Here is a 15,047-nt window from a genome sequence, read left to right on the forward strand (position 1 = left end):
GTATGGAATCCCGTCCAGGTATATTGGAAAATGAGACAGTTTGGTGTCGGCCGGGGGCATGTGTCCGAGGGGGAGACGGCAGGCGTTCGGGGACGCACCGCGAGGAAGTACCGATGAGGCGCAGACCCGTCCTCTGCTCCGCTGCTTCCGCCCTCTTCGCACTCGTGCTGCTCAGCGCGTGCAGCGGCGACCTGGGCAGCACGGCCACGTCGAGCGGCGGCAAGCCGCTGGTGGGCGTCGACTACCCGCGCTCCGACACCGACTTCTGGAACGCGTACATCAAGTACACGCCCGAGTACGCCAGGCAACTGGGCCTCTCGCTCAGGACCACCAACTCGCAGAACGACATCGCCAAGCTCGCCGCCAACGCGCAGACACTCATCCTCCAGGGCGCCGAGGGCATCGCGATGGCCCCGCAGAGCACGTTTGCCATCGCGCCGATCCTGGCGCAGTTGCAGGCGGCGAAAATCCCGGTCGTCACCATCGACACCCGCCCCGACACCGGCAAGGTCTACATGGTGGTCCGCGCCGACAACCGCGCCTACGGCGAGAAGGCATGCAGATACCTGGGCACCGAGCTGGGCGGCAAGGGCAAGGTCGTGATGCTCCAGGGCGACCTCTCGTCGATCAACAGCCGTGATCGCACCGAAGGGTTCAACACGTGCATGAAGGCGAACTACCCGGACATCAAGGTGTTCGCAGAGGCCACCAACTGGGACGGGGACGTCGCCGCGCAGAAGCTCCAGACCGCGCTGACCGCCCACCCGGACATCAAGGGCATCTACATGCAGGCCAGCTTCGCCCTTTCCAGCACGCTCCACGTGCTCAGGCAGCAGGGGCTGCTGGTCGGCCCGAAGGACCCGAAGCACGTGTTCGTCGTCTCCAACGACGGCATCCCCAGGGAGCTCAGGTACATCTCGGACGGCGAAATCGACGCCACCGTGTCCCAGCCGGTGGACCTCTACGCCAAGTACGCCCTGTACTACCTGAAGGCCGCGATCGACGGGAAGACGTTCAGACCCGGCAGGACCGACCACGAGAGCACCATCGTGCGGGTCCGCGACGGAATTCTGGAAGACCAGCTCTCCGCCCCGCTCGTCACCGCCGACGGCGGCACCTATGGCGGCGTCCCCAGCCTCCGGAGCACCGACACGTCCCTGTGGGGCAACAGTCTCGGCTGACGGTGCGGACGGGCCGTGGCATCGCCCGGAGGCCTGACTCGCCGGCTGACCGGCGTCTCGGTTGTCCTTGTGCATGTGCTCGCTGCCCGGTCCTGTCCAGGAGGCGACCGAGCCGAAGTGGGGGGCTCAGCTGGGCCGGGCCATGGCCCTGACGAAGGCTCGCTCGACGTCCGCCGCGGACAGCACGCCGTAGATCTCGCCGGTCTCCTCGACCACCAGGTACTCGGTGGCGGGGGTGGCGCGCAGGACGTCGAGGAGCTCCTCGCCCGCGAGCTCCGCGGAGATGCGCATGCCGTCGGTGAGGTCCTGGGCGAGGCCGCTGACGGCGACCCAGGGGCGGCGGTGTTCGGGTACGCCGACGATCGCGGCCTCACGGACGAGGGAGAGGGGGTTGCCGTCGGCGTCGACGACGACCAGGGCGCGGGCACCGGCGGCGTTGGCCCGGCGCAGGGCCTCGGACAGCGGGGTGTCGTTCTCGACCGGGACGGCGCGGCGGGTGAGGGTGCGGGCGCGCAGTTCCGGGAGGTGTTCGCGGAGCCGGGCCATGCGCAGGCTGTTGCCGGCGCCGGTCCAGATGATCGCGGCGAGGATGGCGGCGAGCAGGGCGTCGGTGACGGCGTCCATGCCGTTGCTGTTCTCGGCGCCACCGCCGAAGGCGCCCCAGTGGTTGAGCAGCGGGAGGCCGATGAGGACGGAGACGGCGAGGGCGCGGCCGACCCAGGCGGCGGCGACGGTGCCGCTCATGGGCCTGCCGGTGATCTTCCAGACGACGGCGCGGAGCATCCGGCCGCCGTCGAGGGGCAGGCCGGGCAGCAGGTTGAAGGCCGCGACGATGAGGTTGGAGACCATCAGGCCGGCCAGCAGGACACCGGCGACGGTGCCGGGCTCGACGGGCTGCATGGCGAGGTAGAAGAGGCCGGACAGGACGAGGGAGAGCAGCGGGCCGACGAAGGCCAGCACGAACTCCCGGCCGGGGGTCTCGGCCTCCTTCTCGATCTCGGAGACGCCGCCGAAGAACTGGAGCTGGATGCGGCGGACGGGCAGCTTGAAGCGGATCGCGGCGACCGTGTGGGCGAGTTCGTGCACCAGGACGGAGGCGTAGAAGGCGATGGCGAAGAAGAGGGAGACGAGGTAGCGGGCGGCGCCGAGCTCGGGCAGCACGCGGTCGAGCTGGCCGCCGAAGACCCAGGTGATCAGCGCGGCGACGACGAACCAGCTGGGGGCGACGTACACCGGGACGCCGAAGGGCCGGCCCATGAGCAGCCCGCCGCCGGGTTCCTTGGGCCGCTGCGGGGGCTGCCCCTTGGCCATACCGGCGGACGGCGTCCGGACCGGCCCGTCGCCTTCACCGGGTGCTCCGGGTCCATCGGGAGCCGCGGGTACATCGGGAGCCGCGGCGGGCGAGTCCCTGCGGGCCTCGGTGACGGGCTCGGGCTCGGTGCGTGGTACGGGCGCCGGCTCCGGCGCTTCCGTGGCCTGCGGCGCTTCCGTGGTCTTCGCCGCTTCCGTGGCCTTCGGCGCCTGCGGGTCCCGCGCCACCGAGGTCTCCGGCGCTTCCGGCGCTTCCGGCGCTTCCTTCGCTTCCTTCGCTTCCGGCGCCGCAGGTTCCTCGCCGGGGGTTCGCTGCGGCGGTTCGGCCCGGTCGGTGGGCGGGGCCGTAGGACCCGCGCGGTGCTCGGTCGGTTCGGCGTTGTCCGACCGGGGCTGCCCGCTGCCGCCGCTCACGTCCACGGTGTCCCCTCGTTAGATGCGTCGTCTCTGGTCGATGGTATGCGGCCGTCGTGACGTGTTCCGCCCCGGCACCCCCTGTGTTGGCCGGGCCGACGCGCGGGTTGGGTGACTGTCAGTGGCGGGCCGTATGGTCTGTGGTCATGGACAGCAGCATCGACGACGCCGCGCAGGCTCGGGGCGCGGTCGCCGCGCAGGGAGAAGGGCCGGTCACGGCGGTGGCGGGTAGGGCGGCCGGGCCGCCCGCCTCGCTGTCGCCCTCGCGGGCCAGTGACTTCATGCAGTGTCCGCTGCTGTACCGGTTCCGGGTGATCGACCGGCTGCCGGAGAAGCCGAGCGAGGCGGCGACGCGCGGGACGCTGGTGCACGCGGTGCTGGAGCGGCTCTTCGACGCACCCGCGGCGGAGCGGACGGCGCCACGGGCCAAGTCGCTGATCCCGGGCCAGTGGGACCGGCTGCGGGAGTCCAGGCCGGAGCTCGGGGAGCTGTTCGCGCAGGATCCGCAGGGCGAGCGGCTGGCGCGCTGGCTGGGCGAGGCGGAGCACCTCGTGGAGCGCTGGTTCACGCTGGAGGATCCGGTCCGGCTGGAGCCGGTGGAGCGGGAGCTGTTCGTCGAGACGGAGCTGGAGTCGGGGCTGCGCCTGCGCGGGATCATCGACCGGGTCGACGTGGCGCCGACGGGTGAGGTGCGGATCGTCGACTACAAGACGGGCAAGGCGCCGCGGCCGGAGTACGCCGAGGGCGCGCTGTTCCAGATGAAGTTCTACGCGCTGGTGGTGTGGCGGCTGAAGAACGTGGTGCCCAGGCGCCTGCAGCTGGTGTACCTCGGCAGCGGTGACGTGGTGACCTACGACCCGGTGATCGCCGATCTCCAGCGGGTGGAGCGCAAGCTGCTCGCCCTGTGGGAGGCGATCCGGGAGGCGACGGAGTCGGGCGACTGGCGGCCCCGCCCGACGAAGCTGTGCGGCTGGTGCGACCACCAGGCGCACTGCCCCGAGTTCGGCGGCACTCCCCCGCCGTACCCGCTGCCGGTCAGGTCGGCGGAGTCCGGGGACCTCCCGCAGGGCAGAATGGGCGCGGACTAGCGAAGGAGACTCACCGTGGCCATCCGCGTCCTACTGGTCGACGACCAGCCGCTGCTGCGAACCGGGTTCCGGATGATCCTGGAGGCCGAGCAGGACATCGCGGTCGTGGGCGAGGCCGGAGACGGCCTTCAGGCCCTCGACCAGGTACGCGCCCTCCAGCCCGATGTCGTGCTGATGGACATCCGGATGCCGCGGATGGACGGTGTGGAGGCGACCCGCCAGATCACCGGTCCGGGCCGGGACGGCCCGGCGAAGGTGCTGGTGCTGACCACGTTCGATCTCGACGAGTACGTGGTGGAGGCGCTGCGCGCGGGGGCCAGCGGCTTCCTGCTGAAGGACGCCCCGGCCAACGAACTGGTGCAGGCGATCCGGGTGGTGGCGAACGGCGAGGCGATGCTGGCGCCGAGCATCACCCGCCGGCTGCTCGACAAGTACGCGACGCATCTGCCGTCCGGCGAGGAGCCGGTGCCGGACACCCTGCACACCCTCACCGACCGTGAGGTGGAGGTGCTGAAGCTGGTGGCACGGGGGCTGTCGAACGCGGAGATCGCCGCCGACCTGTTCGTCAGCGAGACCACGGTGAAGACGCACGTGGGGCATGTGCTGACCAAGCTGGGGCTGCGGGACCGGGTCCAGGCGGCGGTGTACGCGTACGAGAGCGGCCTGGTGCGCCCCGGCGCGCAGTAAGGCGGGTGTACGACGGGAAGGGCGCCCCCGCTCCATGGAGTGGGGGCGCCCTTCCCGTCGTACGACCTGGTGTGTCCGGACGTCAGCTGCCGGAGCCGCGGCCGAGCTCCCACAGCTGGAGGCTGGCGGAGGAGTTGATGGCGTAGGCGACGCCCGTGATGTCGTCGCGGGCGGCGACGTACTGCTTGCCCTGCCACAGCGGCAGCACCGGGACGTCCTCGGCGACGTCGTTCTGGATCTCGGTGAGGCTGCTGGAGGCGTTGGCCCGGTCGGCCTCGCGGCGCGACTCGGGGATCAGCGTGTTGATGATCCTGCTGTTGCTGTAGGGCGACTTGAGGAAGTTGTCCTTGTCGAGGAACGGCGCGAGGAAGTTGTCGGCGTCCGGGAAGTCGGGGAACCAGCCCATGCCGTAGACGTCGTAGTCGCCCTTGCGCTCGTTGGTCTGGTACGACGACCAGGCGGTGCCCTGGATGCTGACGTCGAACAGGCCGCTGCCGTTGAGCTGCTGCTTGAGGACCTCGAACTCCTGCTTGGTGGCAGGGCCGTAGTGGTCGGTCGTGTAGTGCAGGGTCAGCTTCACCGGGGTGGTGATGTTGGCCGCGGTCAGCAGGTTCTTCGCCTTGGAGACGCTGGGGTCGCCGTACTTGTTGAAGAACGAGTTGGAGTGGCCGGTCAGGGAGGCCGGGACCAGCGAGTACAGCGGCTCGGCCTGGGAGCCGTACACCTTGGCGACGAGTGAGTCGCGGTTGATGAGCTGGGCCATGGCCTGGCGGACGGCCTTGGACTTGACCGAGGGCGCGTCGGTGTTGAAACCGAGGTAGCGGATCTCCAGGCCGGACATCTCGACGAGGTCGACCTTGCTGTCGTCACCGGCGTCGAGCTTGTTGATCTGGGCCGGCGACATGGTGCGGGTCATCACGTCGATGTCGCCCTTGTCGATCGCCGCGCCCATGGCGGTGGCGTCCTTGTAGGGACGCAGGACGACCTGCTCGTTGTTCACCTCCATGCTCCCCTTGTAGTTGGGGTTCTTGGTGAAGGTGGCGGAGACGATCGCGTCGTCCTTGACGTCGGCCTTGAAGGTGTAGGGGCCGGAACCGTCGATGTCGAAGCCGTCGCGGAGCTTGCCCTTCTCGTAGTCCTTCGGGTTCACGATGCCCGCGACCGGAGTGGACAGCTTGTACGGGAAGGTGGCGTCGGCGCTCTTGAGGTGGAAGATGACCTCGCGGTCGCCCTGGGTCTCGATGGTGTCGATGTTCGAGAGGAGGGCGTAGACGCCGGTGTCCGCCTTGATCCGCAGGGCGCGCTGGATGGACCACTTGACGTCCGCGGCGGTGACGGCGTTGCCGTCGGAGAACTTCAGGCCGTCCCGCAGCTTGCAGGCGTAGCGCTCGCTGCCGCTGTCCGTGAAGGAGCAGCTCTCGGCCGCGTCGGGGACCGGGTCGCCCTCGCCCTTGGGCTGGGACATGAGCGTCTGCACGGTCTGCCGCAGGATGTTCCAGCCGCCGACGTCGTAGGAGTACGCGGGGTCGACCGGCGCCGGAGCGTCCTTCGTGGCGGTGAACTGGTCAGTGGTGCCTACGACGATCGCGTCGCTGCTGCTGCTCCCGCTGCCGGATCCACCGCACGCGGCGAGCACCGGAGTGAGCAGGCCGACCACGGCCGGCAGCACCAAAGTCTTGCGGTTCATGCTCGAAGTTCTCCAGAGCTGTTCGTGTCCGTGTAGCCCGCATACATGGGGTGTCGAAGCGGATCACGGGGGTTACGGCGATGTTCTCGCGACGAGATTAGTCCGCGCCCGCAGCAGGGTTGGCGGCGGGCCGAGTTGAGGGCCCATCACGCAGGGGAGCCGTGTGCGGACAGACCGAAAACCCGACGAGGGCAGGATTAGTGCAGCGTCTCCCCAATCGGGACACAAGGTCACCCCGTTTCCCCCCGAACGGGGGCGGGCGGCACAATCGGGCAACGTTGTCGAGCTTCCTGACGCGTGGTGAACGTCACACGCGTATTTGTGTGACGGCGTATCGGAATTCAGCCGGTTGAACAGTTGCGAATTCCGTTGAATGACCGGCGCCGAGATATCGACCAATGGACTTTGCACGCTGGGTGAACGGCTAGCGCATTTCCGTCATCAGGCCGCGCAGAAAAGCCAGGTCGACCTCCTCCAGGGAGGTCACCACGGTACGCCGCTCGGCCGGGGCGATCGGTGCGACCGACGGGACGGCGACCACCTGGCAGCCGGCGGCCTCGGCGGCGGCGACCCCGGTCGCGGTGTCCTCGACGACCGCGCACCTGGCCGGATCCACCCCCAGCCCGGCGGCGGCGAGCAGATACGGGTCCGGGTGGGGCTTGGTGCGCGAGACCTCGTCGCCGGCGATGGACAGGGTGAAGTGCCGGGGGCCCAGCGAGGTCAGGACGCGGTCGATGATGCGCCGGTGCGAGGCGGAGACCAGGGCGGTGGGGATCTGCTGCTCGTAGAGCTCGGCCAGCAGCCGCTGGGCGCCCGGCATCAGCGGCAGGGCGGCGCCGATGCGTTCCTCGAAGCCGTCGTTGAGGAGCACGCTGAGCTCGGCGAACGTGATCGCGGCGCCGGTGGCCTCGATGAGGAACCCGGCGCTGCGGGTCATGGGGCCGCCGACCACGACATGGCGCCAGGACTCGTCGAGGGTGTGGCCGAGGCGGGCGAAGATCTCGACCTCGACGTCCCACCAGAAGCCCTCGGTGTCCACCAGGGTGCCGTCCATGTCGAGGAGGACCGCCTGGAGGGCCGAGCCCTCCGCCGTCCGGGTTCCGAGCGCGGGGACCGTGCTGGTCATCCACGTACCTCCTTGAGGGACGAGCAGGCCGGTTCCCATGCGGGGAACCGGCCTGCTGTGGACCGACCAGTGTACGACTTATCCGATCAGTGCGCTCTGTGGGACACGTCTCGGGTCGTGGCGGCGCTCATCGGGCGTTGAAGTACTTCGCCTCCGGGTGGTGGATCACGATCGCGTCCGTGGACTGCTCGGGGTGCAGCTGGAACTCCTCGGAGAGGTGGACGCCGATCCGCTCGGGCCGGAGCAGGTCGGCGATCTTGGCGCGGTCCTCCAGGTTCGGGCAGGCGCCGTAGCCGAGGGAGAAGCGGGCACCCCGGTACTTCAGGGCGAACATGTCCTCGACGTCGGCCGGGTCCTCGCCGGCGAAGCCCAGCTCGGCGCGCACCCGCGCGTGCCAGTACTCGGCGAGTGCCTCGGCCAGCTGCACGGACAGGCCGTGCAGTTCGAGGTAGTCGCGGTAGGAGTTGGCCTCGAAGAGCTTGGCGGTCTGCTCGCCGATGCGGGAGCCGACGGTGACGACCTGGAGGCCGACCACGTCCGTGTGCCCCGACTCCTCCGGGCGGAAGAAGTCGGCGAGGCACAGCCGGCGGCCGCGGCGCTGGCGGGGGAAGGTGAACCGGGTGCGCTCGTTGCCCTGCTCGTCCAGGATGATCAGGTCGTCGTCCTTGGACACGCACCGGAAGTAGCCGTAGACCACGGCCGCCTCCAGCAGGTTCTCCGTCTGGAGCTGGTCGAGCAGGCCGCGCAGCCGGGGGCGGCCCTCGGTCTCCACCAGCTCCTCGTACGACGGTCCCTCGCCGGTGCGGGCCTGCTTGAGGCCCCACTGGCCCTTGAAGAGGGCGCCCTCGTCCAGCCAGCTCGCGTACTCCTTGAGCTGGATGCCCTTGATGACGCGGGTGTCCCAGAACGGCGGGGCGGGCACCGGGTTGTCGACGGCGACGTCGGAGCGGACATGGCCCTCCTCGGGCCGCTCCTCGACCTCGACGGTGGCGGCCGGCCGCACCCGGCGCTGCTTGAGCTCCGGCAGGCCGGCGCCGGGCAGCCCGCGCTTGACGCCGATGAGGGCGTCCATCAGGCGCAGTCCCTCGAAGGCGTCGCGGGCGTAGCGGACCTCACCCTCGTAGAGCTCGTGCAGGTCCTGCTCGACATAGGCGCGGGTGAGGGCGGCGCCGCCGAGGATGACCGGGTAGGTGGCCGCGAGGCCGCGCTGGTTGAGCTCCTCCAGGTTCTCCTTCATGATCACCGTGGACTTGACCAGCAGGCCCGACATGCCGATGACGTCGGCCCGGTGCTCGTCGGCGGCTTCCAGGATCGCCGAGACGGGCTGCTTGATGCCGAGGTTGACGACGTTGTAGCCGTTGTTGGACAGGATGATGTCGACGAGGTTCTTGCCGATGTCGTGGACGTCGCCGCGCACGGTGGCGAGCACGATGGTGCCCTTGCCCTCGGCGTCCGACTTCTCCATGTGCGGTTCGAGGTGGGCGACGGCGGTCTTCATGACCTCGGCGGACTGGAGGACGAACGGCAGCTGCATCTGGCCGGAGCCGAACAGCTCGCCGACGACCTTCATGCCGTCCAGCAGGGTCTCGTTGACGATGTCGAGGGCGGGGCGGGTCAGCAGGGCCTCGTCGAGGTCGGCCTCCAGGCCGTTCTTCTCGCCGTCGATGATCCGCCGCTTGAGGCGTTCCTCCAGCGGCAGGGCGGCCAGTTCCTCGGCGCGGCCGGCCTTCAGGGACTTGGCGGTGGCGCCCTCGAACAGGGCCATCAGCTTCTGGAGCGGGTCGTAGCCCTCGGCACGGCGGTCGTGGATGAGGTCGAGGGCGGTCCGCACCTCCTCCTCGTTGAAACGGGCGATCGGGAGGATCTTGCTCGCGTGCACGATCGCCGAGTCCAGGCCCGCCTTGACGCACTCGTCGAGGAAGACCGAGTTCAGCAGGATGCGGGCGGCCGGGTTGAGGCCGAAGGAGATGTTGGACAGACCGAGGGTGGTCTGCACGTCCGGGTGACGGCGCTTGAGCTCGCGGATCGCCTCGATGGTGGCGACGCCGTCCCCCCGGGACTCCTCCTGACCGGTACAGATGGTGAAGGTCAGGGTGTCGATGAGGATGTCCGACTCGTGGATGCCCCAGTTCCCGGTCAGGTCGTCGATCAGCCGTTCGGCGATCTCGACCTTCTTCTCGGGGGTGCGGGCCTGGCCCTCCTCGTCGATGGTCAGCGCGATCAGCGCGGCGCCGTGCTCGCGCGCCAGCGTGGTGACCTTGGCGAAGCGGGACTCGGGGCCGTCGCCGTCCTCGTAGTTGACGGAGTTGATGACCGCGCGGCCGCCGAGCTTCTCCAGACCGGCCCGGATGACGTCGACCTCGGTGGAGTCCAGGACGATCGGCAGCGTGGAGGCCGTCGCGAAGCGGCCGGCCAGTTCCTCCATGTCGGCGACGCCGTCCCGGCCGACGTAGTCCACGCAGAGGTCCAGCATGTGGGCGCCCTCGCGGATCTGCTCGCGGGCCATCTCCACGCAGTCGTCCCAGCGGGCCTCCAGCATGGCCTCGCGGAACTTCTTGGACCCGTTGGCGTTGGTGCGCTCGCCGATGGCCAGGTAGGAGGTGTCCTGGCGGAACGGGACCGTCTGGTAGAGGGAGGCGGCGCCGGGCTCGGGGCGCGGGCTGCGCTCGGGCGGGGTGACGCCGCGGACCCGCTCGACGACCTGGCGCAGGTGCTCGGGGGTGGTGCCGCAGCAGCCGCCGATCAGGGAGAGGCCGTAGTCCCGGACGAAGGTCTCGTGGGCGTCGGCCAGTTCCGCGGGGCTGAGCGGGTAGCTGGCGCCGTTCTTGCCGAGGACGGGCAGGCCCGCGTTCGGCATGCAGGACAGCGCGATGCGGGAGTGCCGGGAGAGGTGGCGCAGGTGCTCGCTCATCTCGGCGGGGCCGGTGGCGCAGTTCATGCCGATCATGTCGATGCCGAGCGGCTCCAGCGCGGTGAGCGCGGCGCCGATCTCGGAGCCGAGCAGCATGGTGCCGGTGGTCTCCACGGTGACGGAGACGATGACCGGGACGTCCAGGCCGGCGATCTCCCGGGCGCGGTGGGCGCCGATCACGGCCGCCTTGGTCTGGAGCAGGTCCTGGGTGGTCTCCACGATCAGCGCGTCCGCACCGCCGGCGATCAGGCCCTCGGCGTTCTGCTGGAAGGCGTCGCGGATCGTGGTGTACCCGACGTGGCCGAGGGTGGGCAGCTTGGTGCCGGGGCCGATGGAGCCCAGGACCCAGCGCCGCCGGCCGTCTCGGGCGTGGAAGGTGTCGGCGGTCTCCCGGGCGATGCGGGCACCCGCCTCGGAGAGTTCGAAGACCCGCTCGGGGATGTCGTACTCGGCCAGCGCCGCGTGGTTCGCCCCGAAGGTGTTGGTCTCGACACAGTCGACGCCCACGGCGAAGTACGCCTCGTGGACGGAGCGGACGATGTCGGGGCGGGTGAGGTTGAGGATCTCGTTGCAGCCTTCGAGATTCTCGAAATCCTCCAGGGTGGGGTCCTGCGCCTGGAGCATGGTGCCCATGGCTCCGTCGGCGACCACCACGCGTGTGGCGAGCGCCTCCCGGAGCTCGGACACCCGGGTCCGGCTGTCGGTGGAAGGGGACGGCGGCAACGAGGCCATGTGGGGCTCCCTTGGATGCGACGGCTGTCGGCTATGCGGTTTCCCCGGGCGGGCCCGGACAGTGACGCACGGCGACAGCGTAACCGGGAGTGGGCTTGGATGGGCAGGGCGTCCATGTGGCGGACGAGTGAGGCGGCGGGCGGGCAGTATGACGCCGGCCATGGCGTTTTGGCCGCTCAACGGTCATGGTGCGGATCGGACACGGGTGGCCGGACGGCCACGCACGGGCCACACGTGAAGTAACGGATGTCGACCGACCATTGGCGGGGAGTCGGCATGGACCGGTAGTGTTCGGCATTGCCGAACGCTGGTTACGGTGGCGTGACAGCGAAGGCCACAGGGGACGGAGGCAGAACGGCGATGGCACGGAACATCCAGTCGCTCGAACGGGCGGCCGCGATGCTGCGGCTGCTCGCGGGCGGCGAGCGACGGCTCGGGCTGTCGGACATCGCCTCGTCGCTCGGTCTCGCCAAGGGCACCGCCCACGGCATACTGCGCACCCTCCAGCAGGAGGGGTTCGTCGAGCAGGACGAGATCTCGGGGCGCTACCAGCTGGGCGCCGAGCTGCTCCGGCTCGGCACCACCTACCTGGACATCCACGAGCTGCGGGCGCGGGCGCTGGTGTGGACGGACGACCTGGCCCGCTCCAGCGGGGAGAGCGTCTACCTGGGCGTGTTCCACCAGCAGGGCGTGCTGATCGTGCACCACGTCTTCCGGCCCGACGACAGCCGGCAGGTACTGGAGATCGGCGCCATGCAGCCGCTGCACTCCACGGCCCTGGGCAAGGTGCTGTCGGCGTACGACCCGGTGGCGCACAGCGAGGCCCTGGAGGCCGACCGCAAACCCTTCACCGACCGCACCACCAGCGACCTGGACGCCTTCGAGCACATCCTCGACATCACCCGCGCCCGCGGGTACGCGGCCGACGTGGAGGAGACCTGGGAGGGCGTGGCCTCGGTCGCGGCCCCCATCCACGACCGCCGCCGCATGCCGGTGGGCGCGGTGGGCATCACGGGTGCGGTGGAACGGCTCTGCAAGGACGGGGAGTTGCGACCCGACCTGATCGCGGCGGTGCGGGACTGCGCCCGTGCGGTGTCGCGGGACCTGGGCGCGGGCCGGTTCTGACCGCGCGCCACTGATCGACGGCCGAGGCCGGTTCGCGTGTCGGCGGACCGGCCTCAGTCGTACCCTGAGATGGACATAACAGGGCAAAAGTGCAGATCAGTGGAGCTATCGCAGGACACCTGACGGACGACCCGACTCATCGATAACCCACAGCAATCAATAACGATCGCGCTTTCGATTACAGAACTCTTGACGCACGCGTAACGCCGGAGCAAGACTCCCGTCCATCGGTCGGCATTGTCGAACACCTACCGGCAATACGCGCTAGAGTGTGACAACGCCAAAGGCCGGCAACGCTCTCACCCCCGAGGGCGCCGCCACCCCGAAGGGACTCGGGGTTCGGCTTCCCTGGACGAAGGACAAAGGAGTCGCGGGTGTCCAGCTCCGACATCTTCATCGGCGAGACCATCGGTACCGCCATACTCATCCTGCTCGGCGGCGGCGTCTGCGCCGCCGTCACCCTCAAGGCCTCCAAGGCCCGTAACGCCGGCTGGCTCGCCATCGCCTTCGGTTGGGGCTTCGCCGTCCTGACGGCCGTCTACATCTCCGGACCGCTGTCCGGTGCCCACCTCAACCCGGCCGTCACCGTCGCTCTCGCCATCAAGAACAGCGACTGGAGCAACGTCCCGGTCTACTTCGCCGGACAGCTGCTCGGCGCGATGATCGGCGCCTCCCTGGTGTGGGTCGCCTACTACGGGCAGTTCCAGGCGCACCTGACCGACAAGGAGATCGTCGGCGGTCCGGGCGCGCAGGCCACCACGGCCAAGGCCGTCGAGGCGCAGGAGAAGGGGGCCGGCCCGGTCCTCGGCATCTTCTCCACGGGTCCGGAGATCCGGAACGCGGTGCAGAACCTCGCCACGGAGATCATCGGCACCGTCGTGCTGATCCTCGCGGTCCTCACCCAGGGCCTCAACGACAAGGGCAACGGCCTCGGTGTGCTGGGCGGCCTGATCACCGCGCTCGTGGTGGTGTCGATCGGCCTCTCGCTCGGCGGCCCCACCGGCTACGCCATCAACCCGGCCCGTGACCTCGGCCCGCGTATCGTGCACGCACTCCTCCCGCTGCCCAACAAGGGTGGTTCCGACTGGAGCTACGCCTGGATCCCGGTGGTCGGCCCGCTGATCGGCGGAGCCATAGCCGCAGGCATCTACAACGTCGCCTTCGCCTAGAGCAGGCAGGCTTCGCCGAAGCAGCAGACGTACCGCCACACACCACGGATCTTCGAGGAGCACACAGTGACCGACGCTCACACCGCAGGCCCCTTCATCGCCGCGATCGACCAGGGCACGACCTCCAGCCGCTGCATCGTCTTCGACAAGGACGGCCGGATCGTCTCGGTCGACCAGAAGGAGCACGAGCAGATCTTCCCGAAGCCGGGCTGGGTAGAGCACAACGCGAACGAGATCTGGACCAACGTCCAGGAAGTCGTCGCCGGGGCCATCCAGAAGGCCGGCATCACCAGCGCCGACATCAAGGCGATCGGCATCACCAACCAGCGCGAGACCACCGTGCTGTGGGACAAGAACACCGGTGAGCCCGTCCACAACGCCATCGTCTGGCAGGACACCCGCACCGACGCCCTCTGCAAGGAGCTCGGCCGCAACGTCGGCCAGGACCGCTTCCGCCGCGAGACCGGCCTCCCGCTGGCCTCCTACTTCGCCGGCCCCAAGGCCCGCTGGCTGCTCGACAACGTCGACGGCCTCCAGGAGCGCGCCGAGGCGGGCGACATCCTCTTCGGCACCATGGACACCTGGGTCATCTGGAACCTGACCGGCGGTGTCAACGGCGGCAAGCACGTCACCGACGTGACCAACGCCTCCCGCACCCTTCTCATGAACCTGCACACCACGCAGTGGGACGAGAAGATCGCCGAGTCGATCGGCGTACCGCTGCAGATCCTGCCCGAGATCCGCTCCTCCGCCGAGGTCTACGGCGAGGTCAGCGGCGGCAAGCTCGGCGACCTGCTCGGCGGCATCCCGGTCGCCTCCGCGCTCGGCGACCAGCAGGCGGCCCTGTTCGGCCAGTGCTGCTTCTCCGAGGGCGAGGTCAAGTCCACCTACGGCACCGGCACCTTCATGGTGATGAACACCGGTGACAAGATCATCAACTCCTACGCGGGCCTGCTGACCACGGTCGGCTACAAGATCGGCGACCAGCCGACCGTGTTCGCGCTGGAGGGCTCGATCGCCGTCACCGGTTCGCTGGTGCAGTGGATGCGCGACCAGATGGGCCTGATCTCGACCGCGGCCGAGATCGAGACGCTCGCGCTCTCGGTCGAGGACAACGGCGGCGCGTACTTCGTGCCGGCCTTCTCCGGCCTGTTCGCCCCGCACTGGCGCTCCGACGCCCGCGGTGTCATCGCCGGCCTGACCCGGTACGTCACCAAGGCGCACCTGGCCCGTGCCGTCCTGGAGGCCACCGCCTGGCAGACCCGCGAGATCGCGGACGCCATGGTGAAGGACTCCGGCGACGAGCTGGTGGCCCTCAAGGTCGACGGCGGTATGACCGCCAACAACCTGCTGATGCAGCAGCTCGCCGACGTCCTCGACGCACCCGTGGTGCGCCCGATGGTCGCCGAGACCACCTGCCTCGGCGCCGCCTACGCCGCCGGCCTCGCCGTCGGCTTCTGGTCCAGCACCGACGAACTGCGCGCCAACTGGCGCCGGGCCGCCGAATGGACCCCCCGCATGGACGCGGAGACCCGCGACCGTGAGTACAAGAACTGGCTCAAGGCCGTCGACCGGACCATGGGCTGGATCGACGACGACGAGAGCTGACGAGAGCG

The 15,047-nt window shown here is 69.5% G+C and carries 10 protein-coding genes; 6 read left to right on the forward strand and 4 right to left on the reverse strand.

Annotation, left to right across the window (positions count from 1 at the left end; genetic code table 11):
• The first annotated feature begins 113 nt into the window (after window positions 1-113).
• On the forward strand, window positions 114-1,181 hold the full coding sequence (locus IEZ11_RS23445; protein ID WP_189264808.1) for a sugar ABC transporter substrate-binding protein: 1,068 nt from the start codon (window positions 114-116) through the stop codon (window positions 1,179-1,181).
• Between the two features lie 126 nt (window positions 1,182-1,307).
• Here the strand turns inward: IEZ11_RS23445 and IEZ11_RS23450 are convergent, their stop codons facing one another.
• The gene (locus tag IEZ11_RS23450) at window positions 1,308-2,912 is read right to left on the reverse strand and encodes a site-2 protease family protein (RefSeq protein WP_189264809.1); all 1,605 of its coding nucleotides are present in this window, start codon (window positions 2,910-2,912) and stop codon (window positions 1,308-1,310) included.
• 140 nt (window positions 2,913-3,052) lie between these two features.
• On the opposite strand from IEZ11_RS23450, the gene IEZ11_RS23455 reads away from it, so the two are divergent.
• Entirely contained in the window at window positions 3,053-3,994 is a 942-nt protein-coding gene (locus IEZ11_RS23455) for a RecB family exonuclease (RefSeq protein WP_229713300.1), read from the forward strand.
• A gap of 15 nt (window positions 3,995-4,009) precedes the next feature.
• Complete coding sequence (locus IEZ11_RS23460) at window positions 4,010-4,681, forward strand: response regulator (protein WP_030608351.1); 672 nt, start codon at window positions 4,010-4,012, stop codon at window positions 4,679-4,681.
• Between the two features lie 82 nt (window positions 4,682-4,763).
• Here IEZ11_RS23460 and IEZ11_RS23465 read toward each other — a convergent pair whose 3' ends face one another.
• From IEZ11_RS23465 to metH, 3 genes are all read right to left on the reverse strand, one after another.
• A complete protein-coding gene (locus IEZ11_RS23465; RefSeq protein ID WP_189264810.1) occupies window positions 4,764-6,368 on the reverse strand; it encodes an ABC transporter substrate-binding protein in 1,605 nt (534 codons plus the stop codon).
• A 424-nt stretch (window positions 6,369-6,792) separates the two neighbouring features.
• Window positions 6,793-7,494: an HAD family hydrolase gene (locus IEZ11_RS23470; protein WP_189264811.1), complete on the reverse strand. Its 702-nt coding sequence runs from the start codon at window positions 7,492-7,494 to the stop codon at window positions 6,793-6,795.
• Window positions 7,495-7,621: 127 nt separating this feature from the next.
• A complete protein-coding gene (gene metH, locus IEZ11_RS23475; RefSeq protein ID WP_189264812.1) occupies window positions 7,622-11,137 on the reverse strand; it encodes a methionine synthase in 3,516 nt (1,171 codons plus the stop codon).
• 360 nt (window positions 11,138-11,497) lie between these two features.
• Here metH and IEZ11_RS23480 point away from each other — a divergent pair, with 360 nt between their 5' ends.
• The 3 genes from IEZ11_RS23480 to glpK all read left to right on the forward strand — a co-directional run bounded on the left by IEZ11_RS23480 (window position 11,498) and on the right by glpK (window position 15,039).
• Window positions 11,498-12,262, forward strand: coding sequence for an IclR family transcriptional regulator (locus IEZ11_RS23480; RefSeq protein ID WP_189264813.1), 765 nt, complete (start codon window positions 11,498-11,500; stop codon window positions 12,260-12,262).
• Between the two features lie 374 nt (window positions 12,263-12,636).
• Window positions 12,637-13,431 carry an MIP/aquaporin family protein gene (locus tag IEZ11_RS23485; RefSeq protein ID WP_189264814.1) on the forward strand — a complete coding sequence of 265 codons (795 nt, stop codon included), beginning with the start codon at window positions 12,637-12,639 and terminating at the stop codon, window positions 13,429-13,431.
• Between the two features lie 66 nt (window positions 13,432-13,497).
• Entirely contained in the window at window positions 13,498-15,039 is a 1,542-nt protein-coding gene (gene glpK, locus IEZ11_RS23490; protein WP_189264815.1) for a glycerol kinase GlpK, read from the forward strand.
• The last annotated feature ends 8 nt before the right edge of the window (window positions 15,040-15,047 follow it).

This window comes from Streptomyces fuscichromogenes (genome assembly GCF_014645815.1).
Taxonomy (GTDB): Bacteria; Actinomycetota; Actinomycetes; order Streptomycetales; family Streptomycetaceae; genus Streptomyces; species Streptomyces fuscichromogenes.